The sequence below is a fragment of the Mycobacterium sp. MOTT36Y genome, from assembly GCF_000262165.1.
Taxonomy (GTDB): Bacteria; Actinomycetota; Actinomycetes; order Mycobacteriales; family Mycobacteriaceae; genus Mycobacterium; species Mycobacterium intracellulare.
On the sequence record NC_017904.1, the window covers coordinates 2144374 to 2162031 of the forward strand.

General features: G+C 68.5%; 17 protein-coding genes. 6 read left to right on the forward strand and 11 right to left on the reverse strand.

Annotation, left to right across the window (positions count from 1 at the left end):
• Positions 1–23: 23 nt before the first annotated feature.
• The 5 genes from W7S_RS09935 to W7S_RS09955 form a co-directional block, all read right to left on the reverse strand.
• Complete coding sequence (locus tag W7S_RS09935) at positions 24–1163, reverse strand: glycosyltransferase (RefSeq protein ID WP_014711425.1); 1140 nt, start codon at positions 1161–1163, stop codon at positions 24–26.
• 89 nt (positions 1164–1252) lie between these two features.
• On the reverse strand, positions 1253–2779 hold the full coding sequence (locus W7S_RS09940) for an FAD-dependent monooxygenase (RefSeq protein ID WP_014711426.1): 1527 nt from the start codon (positions 2777–2779) through the stop codon (positions 1253–1255).
• Entirely contained in the window at positions 2772–3404 is a 633-nt protein-coding gene (locus W7S_RS09945) for a TetR/AcrR family transcriptional regulator (protein ID WP_014711427.1), read from the reverse strand. Before W7S_RS09945 ends, W7S_RS09940 begins: the two co-directional genes overlap by 8 nt.
• Positions 3405–3673: 269 nt before the next feature.
• The gene (locus W7S_RS09950) at positions 3674–4855 is read right to left on the reverse strand and encodes an AAA family ATPase (protein WP_014711428.1); all 1182 of its coding nucleotides are present in this window, start codon (positions 4853–4855) and stop codon (positions 3674–3676) included.
• 33 nt (positions 4856–4888) lie between these two features.
• The gene (locus W7S_RS09955; RefSeq protein ID WP_014379881.1) at positions 4889–6493 is read right to left on the reverse strand and encodes a Na+/H+ antiporter; all 1605 of its coding nucleotides are present in this window, start codon (positions 6491–6493) and stop codon (positions 4889–4891) included.
• 147 nt (positions 6494–6640) lie between these two features.
• Between W7S_RS09955 and W7S_RS09960 the strand changes: the two genes are divergently transcribed.
• Complete coding sequence (locus W7S_RS09960) at positions 6641–7075, forward strand: protease inhibitor I42 family protein (protein ID WP_014711429.1); 435 nt, start codon at positions 6641–6643, stop codon at positions 7073–7075.
• Positions 7076–7094: 19 nt separating this feature from the next.
• On the opposite strand, the gene W7S_RS09965 is transcribed toward W7S_RS09960, so the two are convergent.
• Entirely contained in the window at positions 7095–8369 is a 1275-nt protein-coding gene (locus W7S_RS09965) for an alpha/beta hydrolase (RefSeq protein WP_014711430.1), read from the reverse strand.
• A gap of 44 nt (positions 8370–8413) precedes the next feature.
• The gene (gene fdxA, locus W7S_RS09970; RefSeq protein WP_008255784.1) at positions 8414–8740 is read right to left on the reverse strand and encodes a ferredoxin; all 327 of its coding nucleotides are present in this window, start codon (positions 8738–8740) and stop codon (positions 8414–8416) included.
• A 224-nt stretch (positions 8741–8964) separates the two neighbouring features.
• Here fdxA and W7S_RS09975 point away from each other — a divergent pair, with 224 nt between their 5' ends.
• Positions 8965–9906: a LysR family transcriptional regulator gene (locus W7S_RS09975; RefSeq protein WP_008255786.1), complete on the forward strand. Its 942-nt coding sequence runs from the start codon at positions 8965–8967 to the stop codon at positions 9904–9906.
• A gap of 91 nt (positions 9907–9997) precedes the next feature.
• Here the strand turns inward: W7S_RS09975 and W7S_RS09980 are convergent, their stop codons facing one another.
• Together W7S_RS09980 and W7S_RS09985 are read right to left on the reverse strand one after the other, a co-directional pair.
• Positions 9998–10714, reverse strand: a complete 717-nt coding sequence (locus W7S_RS09980; RefSeq protein WP_014711431.1) for a sirohydrochlorin chelatase — start codon at positions 10712–10714, stop codon at positions 9998–10000.
• Positions 10711–12378, reverse strand: a complete 1668-nt coding sequence (locus tag W7S_RS09985; RefSeq protein WP_014711432.1) for a nitrite/sulfite reductase — start codon at positions 12376–12378, stop codon at positions 10711–10713. Before W7S_RS09985 ends, W7S_RS09980 begins: the two co-directional genes overlap by 4 nt.
• A gap of 291 nt (positions 12379–12669) precedes the next feature.
• Between W7S_RS09985 and trxB the strand changes: the two genes are divergently transcribed.
• The gene (gene trxB / locus W7S_RS09990; protein ID WP_014379888.1) at positions 12670–13662 is read left to right on the forward strand and encodes a thioredoxin-disulfide reductase; all 993 of its coding nucleotides are present in this window, start codon (positions 12670–12672) and stop codon (positions 13660–13662) included.
• A 3-nt stretch (positions 13663–13665) separates the two neighbouring features.
• On the opposite strand, the gene W7S_RS09995 is transcribed toward trxB, so the two are convergent.
• Positions 13666–14976 (reverse strand): cytochrome P450, encoded by a 1311-nt coding sequence (locus tag W7S_RS09995; protein ID WP_041297824.1) that lies wholly within the window; start codon positions 14974–14976, stop codon positions 13666–13668.
• Positions 14977–15096: 120 nt separating this feature from the next.
• Between W7S_RS09995 and W7S_RS10000 the strand changes: the two genes are divergently transcribed.
• Positions 15097–15762 (forward strand): TetR/AcrR family transcriptional regulator, encoded by a 666-nt coding sequence (locus W7S_RS10000; RefSeq protein WP_014382337.1) that lies wholly within the window; start codon positions 15097–15099, stop codon positions 15760–15762.
• 168 nt (positions 15763–15930) lie between these two features.
• On the opposite strand, the gene W7S_RS10005 is transcribed toward W7S_RS10000, so the two are convergent.
• Positions 15931–16515, reverse strand: coding sequence for a TetR/AcrR family transcriptional regulator (locus W7S_RS10005; RefSeq protein ID WP_014711435.1), 585 nt, complete (start codon positions 16513–16515; stop codon positions 15931–15933).
• A gap of 85 nt (positions 16516–16600) precedes the next feature.
• On the opposite strand from W7S_RS10005, the gene W7S_RS10010 reads away from it, so the two are divergent.
• Together W7S_RS10010 and W7S_RS10015 are read left to right on the forward strand one after the other, a co-directional pair.
• The gene (locus W7S_RS10010; RefSeq protein ID WP_009952240.1) at positions 16601–17002 is read left to right on the forward strand and encodes a nitroreductase family deazaflavin-dependent oxidoreductase; all 402 of its coding nucleotides are present in this window, start codon (positions 16601–16603) and stop codon (positions 17000–17002) included.
• A gap of 2 nt (positions 17003–17004) precedes the next feature.
• Positions 17005–17658 carry a carboxymuconolactone decarboxylase family protein gene (locus W7S_RS10015; RefSeq protein ID WP_014711436.1) on the forward strand — a complete coding sequence of 218 codons (654 nt, stop codon included), beginning with the start codon at positions 17005–17007 and terminating at the stop codon, positions 17656–17658.

Sequence of the window (17658 nt, forward strand, 5' to 3'; positions counted from 1 at the left end):
GAGACTAGCCAAGACCGGGGTGGCTACGCGGTCCGCTCCGAATCGCGGCCGTCGAAGGCGGGCGCGCCCATCGACGCGAGCATCCCGGCCGCCGCCCGGTGCCAGGTGAAATCCTCGGCGCGGCGCCGCGCGGCAACGCGGCGCTGGTGTTCGGGTCGGCCCACGATGGCGCTGACCGCGGCCGCGATGGCGGCCGGGTCGTTGTCGGCCGCCGCGCCGCTGTCGGGCGTGATGATCTCGGTCAGCGCGGACGTGCGAGAGACCACGGCCGGTGTTCCGCACGCCAGCGACTCCAGCGCGGCCAGCCCGAATGTCTCATGCGGGCCCGGGGCCAGCGTCACGTCGGCCGAGGCCAGCAGCTGCGCCACGACCTCGCGATCGGAGACGAAACCGGTGAAGTCGATCGGTAGGCGCGCGGCCTGGCGCTGCAGCCGGGCCCGCAACGGGCCCTCGCCCACGACCACGAGCCGCGCGTCGGCGCCCGCGTGACGCAAGGCGCCGAGCGCGTCGATGCTGCGGTCGACACGTTTTTCCACCGACAGCCGACCGCAATGGACCAGCAGCAGCTGTGTCGGCGCCGCCCAGCGCCGGCGCACCAGATGCGAGTGGCGGCTCGGATGGAACGTCTGCAGATCCACGCCCAATGGGATTGTGACGGTGTTGCCGGCGTCGATCCGGTCGAACTCCGCGCGGGCGAAACCGGTGGTGCACACCACGGTGTCGTAGTTCGCGGCGGTGCGCGCGTTGGCCACATCGGCGAACTTCCGCGCGGCCCGGCGCGGAAGCACCTGGCCCACAAGGCGATCCAGGCGCTCATGGGAGATCATCAGCGTGGTGACACCGTGGTCGCGGCCCCACCGGCCCAGCGATCGCAGCGTGAGCCGGTCCGACACCTCCAGCGCGTCGGGCCGCAACGCTGCCAGGAGGGCCTTGACGGGTCCCGGCATCACCGCACGGTAGCCGCCGGTGAAGGGAATCAGCCTGGCGGGCAGGGTGATTCGCACTACTCCGGTGTAGAGCTGGACGTGAGCGGTGCGGCGGCCGGGGACGATCAAGAAGACGTCGTGACCGCCCGCGCAGTATTCGGCGCCCAGCCGGTCGATCGCGGTGCGAAGGCCGCCGGAGCGAGGGCCGTAGAAATTGGCGACCTGTACAACGCGCATACCGCGAGGACACGCGGTGCGCGTGTGCGCACATCAATGCCGAGCCGACGCGCGCCTGAACACTGTATGAATTCCGCTCGCGGGGGCAGCTATCCGTTGGACGGCGGCCCGAACCAGCGCCGTAACGCGGCGCGCAGGGCCTCTTCCTGAGTGCTGCCGAATTCGTCGGCCGCCCAGGCCACATAGCCGTCCGGCCGGATCAGCAGCGCCGCGGCGGGTCGCTCGGCGGCGCTCGCGGTGACGACGTCGACCCGAGCGGCCCACCCTTGCGCCGCGTTCGCGACGCCGCGGCCGAGGTCGAGCAGGACCGGACGGCCATCGTGGAGTACGTCGGCCACCCGTCGGCCGCCATCGAAACTCAGGTCGGGCACGAGGTGGCCCGACAGCGGGTGGTCGTCGCCCACGTCGTAGCGCACGTCGGAGCCGGCCAGCAGCGCCGCCATGTGCCTTTGTGCGTCCGGGAAGGTGAACAGCTCGCCCAACAGCGTTCGCAGCGCGGCGACTTCGGGTCCCGGCGCCATGAGCGCGATCTGGGACAGCGAGTGCATCATGACGCGCTGGCCGACCGGATGGCGCTCGGACTGGTAGGTGTCGAGCAGTCCGGCCGGCGCCGTTCCGTTGATCTCGGCGGCCAGCTTCCAGCCCAGGTTCATGGTGTCCTGCAACCCCAGGTTCAGGCCCGGGCCGCCCATCGCGCTGTGCACATGCGCGGCGTCGCCGAGCAGCAGGACGCGGCCGACGCGGTAGCGTTCGGCATGCCGGGTGTTTTGTCCGTTGATGCGCCGAAGCGCATGGGGCCCGGGGCCTTTCGGCTCCTCGAACGGAACGTCGACACCCAGCACCCGGCGCGCGCTCTCGCGCAACTCGACCAGACTCATCGGCACCTCGTCCACCGGCGGGCCGAATTCGATGGTCCCGAGCAGTGCGCGGCCCGGCTCGAACTCGGCATAGATCATCCCGCCCCGGTCAAAGCGGCTGTGCCCGAAGCGAAGCGGACCGAATCCCGGGACCTCGATGCTGGCGATGTCCGGGCGGCGGTACTGGTCGGGAATGTGCACGTGGGCCAGCCGAGCGACCATCGGTGAGGTGGTGCCGGGGAAGTCGATGCCCAGGGACTTGCGCACCAGGCTGCGCCCGCCGTCCGCGCCGACCGCGTAACCGGCGGCGATGGCGTAGTCGCTTCCGGGTGACGCGACGTGCAGCGCGACGGACTCGGCCCCCGGTGCGATGCCGACGAGTTCGTGGCCCCAGCGCACATCCACGCCGAGGTCGCGGGCCCGCTTCTCCAGCAGCCGCACGAGCCGGGGCTGGGGCATGAGCATCGCGTACATCGGGTTGTCGCGGCCCTCGGGGAAGATCAGCGGCATGGCCGCGAACATCCATCCCGGGCTGGGCCGCGGTGGGCCCTCGTCACCGGTGAAGTCCCGATACATCCCGCGCATGTCGAGCATCCGAACGACCTGTCCGACAAGGCCGTTGGCCTTCGGCTCGGAGCTGGGGCCAGGCAGGGCATCCAGTACGATGGGCCTGATGCCGGCCAGCGCCAGCTCGCAGGCCAGCATCAGCCCGTTGGGGCCGGCGCCGGCGACGACGACGTCGGCGTGTTCGTCAGTCATGGGCTGCCTTCTTTCTGGTGGGTTCCGGTAGCCCCGCCTCGACGGCGGCGAAGCCCGAGCAGATCAACGTGGTGATCGCCACCGGGGGGTCGGCCCATGCATAGGCGTCGGCCGCGGCGTCGCCGACGGCCCGCACGACGGACATGACCAATCGCGGGTACAGGTCATGCTTCGGGTCGGTGCCGGTGCGATCGGCGATCACGCTGAGGAACTCGTCGAACAGGTTCTGCGGCACCGAGTTTCGAACTTGCGGCTGCATGAGCAGCTTTCGCACCTCGACGAGTTCCTGGCGGCTGGGTGCCCGGTTCTCGTTGCCGTAGACGTCGCCGAAGTCGTCCTCCAGGGGCTCCAGCACGGCGTGGGCGATCGCCGTCCACAGCGGCTCGTCGGCGGGACGCTCTCGGAGCAATGCGACGCTGCGGCGCAGGCGTTCGGCTTGCCGGTAGGCCAGTGCCTCGTATTTGCCGCTGAAGTAGTTGTTGAACGTGCGCAGTGAGACGCCCGCCATGTTGGCGACGTCTTCGCGCGTCACGTTGTCCAGCCCGCGCTCGAAAGCCAGGCGCAGCGCGGCATCGCTGAGCGCGCGCCGGGTGTCGGCCTTTTTGCGTTCGCGCAGTCCGGACATAGGGGCCACCGTACGCAAAAGATGCCCGGTAGGCAATATTGCCCGGTAGGCAGTTTTTCTCGAGTGTGCACTGAGGGCTTTCGGTGTGCACTGAGGGCTTTCATAGTGAAGCCATGGCGGCGACACGCCGAGAAAGGCCGCCCAGGTTTCACACTCAACGCCCAGGATTCACACTCGCGGCGAAGACGGGGCGAGCGCCGCGAACGCGGCGAACGCGGCGAACGCCGCGAACGCCGCGAACGTAAGCCGCCAAGCCAAGCCGAAACCCCCTAGCGCGCACCCCAATCCCACCGCGGGGTCGTGATCAGGGTCTGGCCGCCGATGCGCGTTTCGCCCCAGTCCTTGTACAGCTCGATCTCGATGGCCTGCCCGTCGGCCGCATCCAAGATCGGCGCCGCGTCCAGGAATTCCAGCAGGACACGCGAATGCGTGACCACCACGACCTGCGTCTTGGCGGCCGTGGTACGGATCAGCGACGCCAGCGGCGCCACCAGGTCCGGGTGCAGCGAGGTCTCGGGTTCGTTGAGCACCATCAGCGAGGGCGGTTGCGGGCTGAGCAGCGCGGCGGCCCAGAGCAGGAAACGCAGTGTGCCATCGGACAATTCGGCCGCGCGCAACGCGCGCAGCATGCCCCGCTGGCGGAGCTGAAGGTCGAACAGCCCGTCGTGGATGGCCACCGAGAGGGTGGCGCCGTCGAACGCCTCGGCGACGGCGCGGCCCAGATCGTCGAACCCCGCTTCGAGGATGGTCTGGATCGCGGCCGCGAGGTCGCTGCCGTCGTCGGAGAGCACCGGGGTGCGGGTGCCGACCTGCGGGTGCCGCGCGGGCGCCCCGCCGTCGACCCGGAAGCCGTCGTAGAACCGCCACCCGCGCAGCCGTTCCCGCACGGCCGCGAGCTCGGGAAGCGCGTGCGGGTGGGCGTATTCGGCCAGCACGCTGTGATACGACGGCAGCGATCGCGACAGCTCGTCGAAACCGCCGCCGGAGTCCGCGCGGGCCTCGGCGAACACCCGCGACCGGCGCACCAGCGTCGTACTGGGCCGCAGCACCGGGCCGGCGAACAACACCTCCCGTTTGATCTCCGGATCGCGGGCGAACACCGACTTCCCGGCGGACTGCGGGATGCCCAGGTCCACCAGATAACCGAAATCGTCTGCGGCGAAGCCCATTTCGAGCGATACGGGCCGGGTGCGCACCGTGCCCTCGGTCTTGCCGGTGCGTCGGGCCCCGGCCACCTGCTCGGGGCCGGCCCACAGCACCGACTGCAGCCCGCCCTCGCGGGCGAGCGACCCGATCACCTCGCCGCGCCCGCAGTCGGCGAGCAGCCGCAGCGCGCGATACAGCGACGACTTGCCGGACCCGTTGGCGCCGGTGATCACCGACAGCCGGGCCAGCGGCAGGATCACCTCGCGCAGCGAGCGATATCCGCGGATCGCGACGGTCTGCAGCATGCGGCCGACTGTACGGTCGGCCACCGACGGGCCCTAGTCGCCCTCGTCCTCGTCGGCCGCCGCGGCGAGGAGCTGCACCTCCTCGAGATCCATCTCGTTCTGCAGCTCGCGCAGCACGATGTCGTCGATGAGGTTCTGGTTGCGCAGCGCGGTGATTTCGCGGCGCTTGTGCTCGAGCACGCCCAGGCGCACCTGGCGGACCTTCTCGCGGCCCTTGAGGATGCGGTGGTCCGTCGACCCGTCCTCGGTGGCCAGCACGAGCGCGGCCTTTTCCTCGTATTCGGTTTGCAGCCGCCGGCGCAGGTCGTCGCTGATGCCGACCTCGTCGGCGACCGTCGGCAGCGCGGCGAGCGCGGCCTGGGATCCCCGGCAACGAGCCAGTTGCAGTTCCTCGGCGTGGGTGGCGTCCTCGGGCATTTTCGCCCATCGGACCACGGCCGGCAGGGTGCTGCCCTGGACCAGGACGGTCACCAGGATGACGACGGTCACGATGAAGATCAGCAGGCTGCGGTCCGGGAAGGGCGCGCCGCTCAGCGTCGTCATCGGCACGGCGACCGCGGCGGCCAGCGATACGGCCCCACGGAACCCCGCCCAGACGGTGACGAAGCGCTGGCGCCAGTTGACCCGACGTTCGCGTTGGACCTGGCGCCGGTCGATCAGCCGGATCAGCAGCGTGGTGATCTCGCCCCAGAAGATGCGCGACACGATCACGACGGCGGTGACCACCAGCGCGACGAACAACGCGTGGCGAATGCCGCCGTCGACGCCGGCGATGCCGCGCAGCGCGCCGGGGATCTGGACGCCGACGAACACCCAGAGCGAGCCGTTGAGCAGGAAGGTCGCGATGTCCCAGAAGGCCGAGGATTGCAGTCGCGAGCGGGCCCGGATGACCACGGGTCCGGCGTAGGCCAGGACGAGCGCGGACACCATCACCGCAACCACCCCGCTGCATTCCATCGATTGCGCGAGCAAGAACGCCGCGAACGGCGTCACCAGGCTCAGCGCCCCCTCTTCCTGGGGCGCGTCGATTCGCTTGCGCAGCAGCGTGACCGCGCCGCCGACGAGCAGCCCGGCGGCGATGCCACCGAGGTAAGAGCCGATGAACCGGGCCGTCACCTCGGGTGGGCTGATCGCGGCCCCGCCGATCGCGACGTGGACGCTGACGGCGAACAAGACCAGGGCGGTGCCGTCATTGATAAGACTCTCGGCCTTCAGCACGGTCAGCGCCCGGCGTGGCAGCTTCTTCGCGAGGCCGGCGACCGCGGCCGCGTCGGTGGGCGAGAGCACCGCGCCCAGGACGCCCGCCGCGTGCGGATTCATGCCCAGCGCCCGCGCCGTCCACGACACCGCGACCGCGGTCGCGATCACCAGGGCGACGCTGAGGAACACGATGATGCGCGCGTTGGCCCGGATCTCGCGGAAGCTGGTGTTCAGGCCCTCCCAGTACAGGATCGCGGGAAGAAACAGCAGCAACACGATTTCGCCGTTGACCCGCACATGACCGAAATGGGGGACCAGACCCAGCAGCACGCCCATCAAGATGAGCAGCACCGGGGGACCCACGCGATAGCGCCGCCCGATGACCGTCCCCACGATGACGGTGGACACCAGGGCGACGATCAGTTCGAGGCCAAACACCAGCCCATCCTGCCGGATGACACGGTCGGTGGCTGCGCGGGCCGCCCGGCGTCTGACGGCCCGCCGGGTCACGCACGATGGCGTCGGCGCCTATCTTCGGTCTGGATCAGACCGATAGGCTCCGGAGCGGAATTGAAGGGGGATCTGGTGAAGGTGAGGCTGCTGGCAACAGTCGCCGTGCTCATGTTGTCGTCGGTGGTGGGCTGCCACTTCGCGTCCAGGAATCCGCCGTCGACCAAGACCCTCCGGGTCCCGATGACCGAAGTGCTGACCCAGAGCGAGATCAACCAGAGCATCACCCTCGACGTCGGCAACACGTTGGTCGTGGAATTGGGTTCGAACTACACCACGCCCTACCGGTGGACGCCCGACACCAAGATCGGCGACTCGGCGATCATCAGGCAGCTCAGTCACGAGTTCGTGCCGCCGGCCTCCGATGCCTTGGGGGCGCCGGGCACCGAGACGTGGACGTTCGCGGCCATGAGGCCGGGGACCACCACCATCGTCGCGACGTACAACAGCTTTGTGGAGAAGGACGCCAAGCCGGGGTGCGTCTATACGCTGACCGTGACCGTGCGATAAGTCCTTGTGGCGTCAGCGGTTACGCGACGGCGACCTGGCGCTGTCGGGCGTAGATCTCGGCGAGGAATTGCTCGACGGCCACCGCGGTGTGCGCGGCGCGCACCGAGCCGAAGATGTCGAAAGCGTGTTGGGTGAAAGGTAATTCGGCGTAGAGCACCGGCTGCGCGCTGGTTTGACGCAGCTTTTCGACGAAGGTGCGCGCCTGTTCGACGTAGGCCAGCGAGTCGTTGCGGCCGTGCAGGACGAAGAACGGCGGGGCGTCGGCATGGATGTGGTTGACCGGCGACGCGGTTTCGAACGTCTGTCGGTGGGTCGCGGGCTTTTGTTTGATGATCGACTTGATCAGCAGTCCGGGCATCATCGGGTGCAGCGACTTGTCGAACCGGGTGAAGTCGTAGATGCCGTAGAACGGCACGGCCGCCTGCACGCGGGTGTCGACGTCTTCGAAGCCCGGCTGGAATTGCGGGTCGTTTGGGGTGAGCGCGGCCAGCGACGACAAATGGCCGCCGGCCGAGCCGCCGGTGATGGCGATGAAGTCGGGGTCGCCGCCGTACTCGGCGATGTGTTGCTTGACCCAGGCGAGGGCGCGCTTGACGTCGACGATGTGGTCGGGCCAGGTATTGCGCGGGCTGTGCCGGTAGTTGATCGCCACGCAGATCCAGCCGAGTTCGGCGAGGTGGCTCATCAGCGGATGCGCTTGTCCGCGTTTGTTTCCCGTCGTCCAGGCGCCGCCGGGGATCTGGAACAGCACCGGGGCCTTGCCGGCCGGATCGAGGTCGGGGCGCCGCCAGATGTCCAGGCGGTTGGCGCCGCCGAATTCGCCGTAGCTGATGTTGGAGTCGTGGGCGTAGTCGCGGTAGATCCGCAGCATCCGTAGGAGTCCGGGCGTCTTGGCGGTGCCGCTGCCGCTCGGCCGGCGCCACAGGCTCGCCGACTCGGTGAGCCGGTCGGCTCCCAGCCCGCTGTCCAACGCCTCGGTCAGCGGCACGTTGGCGCGATGGCCGGCGCGGCTCAGGTTGAGCAGGCCGAGCGCCGAGAGCCCGGCGACCAACCATGCCGTGATGCGCACGGGCCGCGTCAGGCGCCGTGCCGTCAGGGCCAGCCCGCCGAGCTGGCTGACCAGCGTCTGCAGCGGCAACTCGGTGACGATGAGCCCGACCATCCACGAGTACAGCGACGGGTAGCCGCCGCGCGCCAGGGGGCGGTAGGCGTTGAGTGTGGACGCCGCGGTCACCGCGGTGACCGCTAGCGACCCGACTTGCCGGGTGAGGTGGATGATTCGAGCTGTCCGCATTGCCTCACCTTACGAAACGGGTGGATTCGTCTCGGATTAGCGGGCTACGACGCCTCTGCCCTGCTCTCGAGGTTCTTCACCGGGGCGGGGTCGTTCTCGGTCAGCCCGACCTTCGCGGCTCCGCCGGGCGAGCCGAGCTCGGCGAAGAAGTCGGCGTTGATCTGCAGGTATCCGCTGTGCTCGTCGGGCAGGTCGTCCTCGTAGAAGATCGACTCGACCGGGCACACCGGCTCGCAGGCGCCGCAGTCCACGCACTCGTCGGGGTGGATGTAGAGCATCCGGGCGCCCTCGTAGATGCAGTCGACGGGGCATTCCTCGATGCATGCCTTGTCTTTGATGTCGACGCAGGGTTCGGCGATCACGTAGGCCACGAATGTTGTCCTTCCGTCTGGCTAGCGGGGTCAGCCGGCTGCGGGCCGCAGCAACTCGGTCAGGCTGGCTAATTTAGCGCGGCGGCATCCGCGCGGCTCACCGCCCCTTTCGGGCGGCAATGTTTCCCATGCTTCCGGCCCGCGCCGGGCGTGAGTAGAGGTTTGGCGTTGTGGTGTCACAAGCTATAGTTGTGGTCACACGATTTGATTGTGAGCGCTGCACCATGCCACTCAGCCCGCGGCTGCCCGAACTGGCCTCGTTCGAGGCGTTTTTGGCGATCGCCGAGACGGGCAGCCTCGGCCGGGCCGCGCGCGAGCTGGGGCTGACCCAGCAGGCGATCTCCCGGCGCCTGGCCACCATGGAGGCCCAGATCGGCGTCACCCTGGCCGTCCGGACCACGCGCGGCTCCCAACTGACGCCCGCGGGCCTGATCGTCGCGGACTGGGCGACCCGCCTGCTCGACGTCGCCCACGAGGTCGACGCCGGGCTGGGCTCGCTGCGCAAGGAAGGCCGCGAACGCATCCGGGTGTCGGCCAGCCAGACGATCTCCGAGCAACTCATGCCGCACTGGTTGCTGTCCCTGCAGGCCGATGCGGCGCGGCGCGGCGACACCGCGCCGCAGGTCATCCTGACCGCCACCAACAGTGACCACGCGATCGCCTCGGTGCGCGACGGCACCGCCGACCTCGGGTTCGTCGAAAACCCCGGCACACCAAAGGGTTTGGGCAGCTGCGTGGTGGGGGAGGACGAGCTGGTGATCGTCGTCCCGCCGGACCACAAGTGGGCCCGACGGTCGCGGATCGTGACCGCGCGCGAACTCGCGCAGACGCCGTTGGTGTCCCGCGAACTCCATTCCGGCATCCGCGATTCGCTGGCGGCGGCGCTGCGCCAGGTGCTCGGGGAGGACATGCAGCAAGCCGCACCCGTGCTGGAGTTGACGTCGTCGGCGGCGATGCGCGCCGCCGTCCTGGCCGGCGCGGGCCCGGCGGCGATGAGCCGGCTGGCGGTGGCCGACGACCTGGCGGTCGGGCGTCTGCACGCGGTCCACATCCCAAAGCTGGATCTGCGCCGCAAGTTTCGGGCCATCTGGGTCGGCGGGCGTACTCCGCCGGCCGGGGCGATCCGCGACCTGTTGAGTCACATCATCAACCGCACGACGGCGTAGGACGCTCGGCGAGCGTGGAGTTGTGGCGGCGTTTGCGGGCGTTTTGCCTCAACAACTCGACGTTCGGCGGGAAGAAGGAGAGAGGCAGGGCTTACGCCGCGGCGTTGGCGGCCAGCGCCTCGTCGTAGCGGTCGAGCACGGTCTCGGCCACCAGCGGGTGCGCGCCCAGCGGGGAGGCCATCCGAATGCCGTTGTCCCGGGCGAAGGTTGACACGCCGTCGGTGATGAATCCCGGCGCCAAGAACCACGGCGCGATCACCAGCCGGCGCGCGCCGCGGCGGCGCAACTGGTCGGCGGCCCGGGCCACCGACGCCTCGGGCCGGGTGGCGAACGCCGTTGCGGCGCCGGCCCATCGGGTGCCGGCGGCCAGCCGCGACGCCACCTTCGCGGTGCGGGCATTGGCGGCCAGGTTCGACGAGCCGATCGCGACGACCAGCACCCCGAGATCGTCGTCGAGGGGCGACACGCCGATCTCGGTCAGACGCTCACGCAGGACGGTGACCAGGCGGTCGTCCTCGCCGAGCACGTCGGCCTGCCGGATGCCCTGGGCGCCGGCGCGGGCGATCTGTTCGGGGATGTCCAGGCGTGCGTGATACGCGCTGGCCAGCAGCAACGGGGCCACGACGGCGTGGCGGCTATCGGGCAGGCCGGCCAGCACGTCGACGAAGTTCGGGGCGTTGAGCTCGAGGAACGCCAGCCGTACGTCGAGGTCCGGCCGCATCCGCCTCAGGCGGTCGGCCACGGCTTCGGCGTTGGCACCCGACCGGGGGTCGCGGCTGCCGTGCGCGGTGAGGACGAGCGTGCTCACCGCAGGTCGTCCTCCTCGGCGCGCAGCGCCCAGGACGCGAAAGCCTCTCCGCTGTCGCGCTTTTCGAGGTACTTGCGGGTCACCCGGTCGATGTAGTCGCCCAGCTCGGCGCTGGTGACCTTGTGCTGGCGCAGTTTTCGGCCGAAGCCGCTCTGCTCGCCCAGGCCGCCGCCCAGATGCACCTGGAAGCCCTCGACCGAATTGCCGTCACCGTCGTCGATCCACTGGCCCTTGAACCCGATGTCGGCGACCTGGATTCGGGCGCACGAGTTCGGGCAGCCGTTGAGGTGCACGCTGATCGGCGCGTCCAGCCGCGACTCGACGTCGGCCAGGCGCTGCTCGAGCTCGGGCACCAAAGTCTGGGTGCGCACCCGGGTTTCGGCGAACGACAGCTTGCAGTACTCGATGCCGGTGCACGCCATGGTGTTCTTGCGCCACGACGACGGCCGCGACGGCAGCCCGAGCGCGTCGAGGCCCGCGACCAGTTCGTCGACCTTGTCGTCGGCGACGTCGAGGATGACCAGCTTTTGGAACGGGGTCCACCGCGCCCGGTCGGAGCCGGCCTTTTCCATCAGGTCGGCCACGGCCGACAGGGTGCTGCCCGACACCCGCCCGGCGATCGGCGCGACGCCAACGGCGTTGAGGCCGTTCTTGATTCGCTGCACGCCGACGTGGTCGATCGTGTGCTTGACGGGCGTGGGGGCCGGGCCGTCGATCAGCCGGCGGTTGAGGTATTCCTCTTCGAGGACTTCACGGAATTTCTCGACGCCCCAGTCCTTGACCAGGAACTTCAGCCGGGCCTTGGCGCGCAGCCGGCGGTAGCCGTAGTCGCGGAACAGCTGGGTGACGGCCTCCCAGACGTCGGGCACCTCGTTCAGCGGAACCCAGACGCCGAGCCGCTGGGCCAGCATCGGGTTGGTCGACAGACCGCCGCCCACCCACAGGTCCAGGCCGGGCCCGTGTTCTGGGTGGTGGACGCCGACGAACGCGATGTCGTGCGTCTCGTGGGAGACGTCCTGCAGACCGGAGACCGCGGTCTTGTACTTGCGCGGCAGGTTGGCGTACTCGGGGTTGTTCAGCGAGCGGCGGACGATCTCGTCGATCGCTGGCGAGGGGTCGAGCACCTCATCGAGCGAGTCGCCGGCCAGCGGCGAACCGTGGATGCCGCGCGGGCAGTCGCCGCAGGCCTCGGTGGTCTGCAGCCCGACGGAGTCGAGCCGCCGCCAGATCTCGGGGACGTCCTCGATGCGGACCCAGTGCAGTTGCAGGTTTTCGCGGTCGCTGATGTCGGCGGTGTCGCGGGCGAATTCGGTCGAAATCTGGCCCAGCGTGCGCATCGTGTGCGCCGCCATCGCCTTGCCGTCCGAGCGGACCCGCATCATGAAGTACTTGGCTTCGATCTTGTCGGTGTTCTCGTCGCCGGTCCAGCTGCCGTCGTAGCCCTGCTCGCGCTGGGTGTAGAGGCCCATCCAGCGGAACCGTCCGCGCAGGTCGGACTTGTCGATGCTGTCGAAGCCCTGCTTGGAGTAGACGTTGATGATGCGGTCGCGGACGTTCAGCGGACCGTCGTCGTTCTTGATCTTCTCGGTTTCGTTGAGGGGTTCGCGATCCCCCAGCGCCCACTGACCCTCGTTGCGGGTCTTGACGGGACGTGCGGTGGTCATATGCGTTGCTCCTTCGCGAACTTCGTCGCGGCGGCTCAGATTGGCGGCGTGCGGCCGGAGGCGGGCTGCGGGCCTTCTCGGCTACCGGGCATTCGCGATGATGTTGGGTCTGTGGGCACCCGCAGGTTCGTCATTGGACCCACGGGGCGCGATTTCCATAGTGCACGAGTCGCGCCGGCGTCAGTAGAGGTCACATGTTGTGAGGGCACAACCTCGCGTTGTGTGCGCTGCTTCACGGCGTTGCCTTGGCGGCCAGAGGGATTGGCCGGACTCACAGTAGTGTGGCCGCTTATGAGCTCCTCCGACATCCATGACGTGATCATTATTGGTTCGGGTCCTGCTGGGTATACCGCGGCGTTGTATGCGGCGCGGGCGCAGTTGGCGCCGGTGGTGTTTGAGGGGACGTCGTTTGGTGGGGCGTTGATGACGACCACCGAGGTGGAGAATTATCCGGGTTTTCGTGACGGGATCATGGGTCCGGAGTTGATGGATCAGATGCGTGAGCAGGCGTTGCGGTTCGGTGCTGATCTGCGCATGGAAGACGTCGAATCGGTGTCGCTGGAGGGTGCGGTGAAGTCGGTGACCACCAGCGAGGGAGACACCGTGCGCGGACGGGCGGTGATTTTGGCGATGGGGGCGGCCGCCCGGTATTTGGGGGTGCCCGGTGAGCAGGAGTTGCTGGGGCGTGGGGTGAGCTCGTGTGCGACCTGTGATGGGTTCTTTTTCAAGGATCAAGACATCGCGGTGATCGGTGGTGGGGATTCGGCGATGGAGGAGGCCACGTTTTTGACCCGGTTTGCCCGCAGTGTGACGTTGGTGCATCGCCGTGAGGAGTTCCGGGCGTCGCGGATCATGTTGGAGCGGGCCCGGGCCAACGACAAGATCACCTTCCTGACCAATAAGGCGGTTGAGGCGGTCGAGGGTGCCGAGACGGTGACGGGGTTGCGGTTGCGTGACACGGTGAGCGGTGCGGAGTCGACGTTGGCGGTGAGCGGGGTGTTCGTGGCGATCGGGCATGACCCGCGTTCGGAGTTGGTGCGCGAGGTGCTCGAGACCGACGCGGACGGGTATGTGTTGGTGCGTGGCCGCACCACCAGTACCTCGATCGAGGGGGTGTTCGCCGCCGGGGATCTGGTGGATCGCACCTACCGCCAAGCCGTGACCGCCGCCGGCAGCGGCTGTTCGGCCGCCATCGACGCCGAACGCTGGCTCGCCGACCACGAGGAAACCGACGTGGACGCGTCCGTGACGCCGGCTATCGGTCGAGAACCGTTGCGTAACTGAGGTTTAGACGGGAAGTTTGGCGGAAGTCGTTCTGCGACCGCCGAGTTGGGCCGGCAGCCGGGTGTATCCGTGCAAGTTGATCAGCCCTCGCGGTTGTGGGGGAGCCGTCAGGCGCAGATCGGCAAAACTCTCGAACAGTGCGCGCAGGGCGGTCGTTCCCTCGATGCGGGCCAGGGCGGCACCGAGGCAGGCGTGGATGCCGGATGCGAACGCGAGGTGGTCGCGCGCGTTGGCCCGGGTGATATCGAAAGTCGTTGGATCGATGAACACCTTCGGGTCGCGGTTGGCGCCGCCGAGGAACAGTCCGACCATGTCGCCCGACGCGATGTGGGCCCCGGCGATTTCGACGTCGCAGTTCGGGGTGCGCGCGGTCATCTGAACCGGACTGGCGAACCGCAGGATCTCCTCGACCGCGGAGGGCCAAAGGTCCGGATTGTCGTGCAGCAGCGCCAACTGCTCGGGGTGCTGCAGCAACAGCACGATGCCGTTGCCGATCAGGTTCACCGTCGTCTCGAAGCCCGCGCCGACGATCAGCGCGGCGTTGGCGGTGAGTTCGCGATCGGTCAGCGAGCCGTCGGCGGCCATGCGGCCGAACGGATTGTCGCTCTTCTGGCCGGCGCGCAGTCTGTGGAGGTGCTCGAGCAGGTAATCGTCGGCGCCGCGCAGCCCGTCGATGGCGTCGCGGTAGGTCTTCCAGTCGATCCCGATATCCAGCAACGGGGAACCGCTGCGGCCCCACCCCAGCATGCGCGGATACGAATCAGGCGGCAGGCCAAGGATTTCGGCGATAATAGCGACCGGCAGTTGCATCGCGAAGTCGGCGATCAAATCGGGCTGCGGTGTGGCGGCGATGCGCTCGATCAACTCCATCGTCACTTCGGCGACCCGGGTGTCCAGTGAGTCGATCGCGCGCGGGGTGAAGCTTTGTGCCACCAGTTGCCGGTAGCGGGTGTGATCGGGCGGATTCACGATCACCATCGCGGGTGGTTCGACCGGGTTGGCCACGCCGGGGTCGGTTTTGGCGATGAGCGCCTTCAGCGGGCGGGGCAATTCCATCTCGCTGGGCGCGGTGACACCAAAGCGCTTGTCCCGCAGAATTTGTCGACACACGGCATGGTCGACACTGGCCCACACGTACGGGGAGCGCACCACGGGTCCGCGCGCCCGGATCTGCTCCATCAGGGCATAGCGGTCATCGGCCGTTCCGCTGCGCAGCAGCCGCGCCAGGGGGTCGCCGCGGCGGGCCTGAACGGCGAAGTACGCCCGCGGCACGCCGTGCATGGCCGTCCACCGGGCCCTGAGTCCGACACGCATACGGATCCCTCCCGGAACCTCAACTCCGCTTGCACCCTGCGATACAATGAGACCCTAAATGTCTCGCCTGTTCCGATCGCTACGATACGACGACCGCGACGAGCGGGCAAGGAGGGATGCGTGACCTCGACGCGAACGGCGGAGTTCGTGCGGCGACTCACCGAGCCCGATCCCGTCGTGCTTGCGCAGGTCGACAACCCCGACGAGATCACCGCCCGCATCCTGGCCGCCACCGCCGAACAGGCCGAGCTGGTGGGGATGCGCCGGACCACCATGGAAGATGTCGCGCGGCGCAGCGGCGTCGGGCGCGCCACCCTGTATCGGCGGTTCCCGACCAAGGCGGCGCTCGTCGATGCCGTCGTGCTGGCCGAGGCGCGCCGCTTCCTCGAGGGCGACGCGCAGGCCTGGGCGCGTGGCACGACACTCGAAGAGCGCATGGTCTACAGCACGCTGTTCTCGGTGACGTTCATGCGCGAACACGCCTTGCTCAAGAAGCTGCTCCGCACCGAGCCCGAAACGATTCTGCCCAGCCTGACTATCGACGCGGGCGCCATTCTCGACTTCGCCACCGAGCACGCCATGGGGCTGCTGCGCGCCGCGCTCTACGGTACGTCGAAAACCACGGCGGCCCAGGAGCGCCACCTGCGCACCGTCGCCGAACTGCATACCCGGCTGACGCTGTCATTCATCGTCACCCCGCACACCGGCATCAACCTGGCCACCATTGACGACACCCGCACCTACGTGCGCAACTACCTGATGCCGATGGTCACCGGGCCGAGCTAGTCGGCTGTCGGTGGCGGGTGAGTCACATGCGCCACTTTCGTCTCTCCGCGAGGTGGCACTTCGTATGGGCGTCCGGACCGCGGTGGCACCGGAATACCGCCCGGCGTCGCACCGGAATACCGCCCCGCGTCGGCCCCGGATCACCGGCCCGCGACGTCCCGAGGTCGTCTAACCCCGCGGCGTGAGATGGGCGGTGACGATCGGGGTGACCCGCGCGACGAGTTCGTCCACTGGAGCGGACGCGATCGGTTCGACCTGCAGGACGTGGCGCAAGTAGGCGATGCCTAGGAGTTGGCCCATGGCCAGATCGACACGCAGTTGTGCATCCGATCCCGTCAGCAGTTTGGCCATCTGCGGATACAGCTGGCCCTGAATGAACTGACGCACCAGGGCGGCCGACTCGTCGTGGGTGGCGGCGCCCCGCAGGATTGCCAGTAGGGAAGCGCGCGAGTCCGGCCGCTCCCATGCTTCGAAGAACACCCGCGTCAGGCGCGCGCCGATTTCCTCGCGATCGCCATCGGCGATGTGCGCGCTGATCTCGGCCGGGTCGAACGGCCACCCCATCGTGGACCGGAATAGCTCGGCCTTGCTGCCGAAATAGTGCCGGATCAGCGCCGGGTCGACTCCGGCGCCGGCGGCGATGTCGCGGACCGAGGTCTTGTCGTATCCCGACTCGGCGAACAGCCGTCGAGCGGTCGCCACGATGTCGTTCCGGGTGTCGGGGTTGCCCGGGCGTCGTCCAATGGGGGGCACAATCCAGAAATTCTACAGCCGTTGACTTCCGAATGCTGCAGCGTTAACCTGGATCCATAAATTCCCCAAGTGAGGAGTTAAGGAGATGCCAGCACCGCGATGGGTTGCCCGGGCCAACAAGATCGGCCTCAATCGGTTCACCAAGTACATCGCCCCGTGGGCGCCGGGATGGGCAATCGTCGTCCATCGCGGACGTAAATCGGGGCGCACCTTCCGCACCCCGCTGTGGGCTTTCCGCCGCCGCAACGGATTTGTGATCGCGCTGACTTACGGTCCCGAAACCGATTGGGTGCGCAACGTTCTCGCCGCGGGGGGCTGCGAACTGCAGACCCGGCGCCGGCGGTATCAGCTCGGCGCCCCGGTCGTGTTCCGCGACGAGGACGCGACCGACATGCCGGCGTTCATCCGGTTCATGCTGCGCAAGGTGATCAAGGCGCCGGAGTTCCTCCGCCTCGACATCGTGAGCCAATTAGCAACGGCGCGTTGACGATGGACCTGCCGAGCAGCCCGCTGGGGGAGCTGGATCCGCAATTCGAGAAGCTCGGACTGGAGGTGGCCGCGTTCACGTTCGGGCTGCCGGGAACGAGCGTCCGCGAAAAGCTGCTGCAGACCCTGACGCTCGACATCTGCCGCGCCCATCTGGGCCTGGCCTTCCGGATGCACGTCACGGCGGCGACGATGCACGGTGTTACCTACGCCGAATTGTTGGCCGCGATCCGGTTCGTCGCCCCGTACTCGGGTTATCCCGCGGCGGCAGACGCGCTGGCCCGTCTCACCGAGATCGCGGCCGAGATCGAGTTGGACACAAGCGATCTCGGTGAGCAACCGGGGCCCGGCGCGGTGAACGACGCCGCGGGGCGCCTCGATATCGCCGACGAATGGACCGGCGAATTCGTCGACTGGCAGCTATCCCGGGCGTGGTCGGAGGACCTGCTGAGCAGGCGCGAGCGCGCCATCATGGCGCTGACCTCCGATGTCGGCCAGCAGGATCTCGACGAGTCGCTGCGCCGCCACGTCGAACTCGCGCTCGACGCCGGTCTCAGCGCCGACGACGTCCGTGACGTGATTCGCTTCTGCGCGGAGTATGGCATCGGGCGCGCCGCGGCGGCCCTGCGGGCGCTTGACGACGTGCTAGTCGGCTAG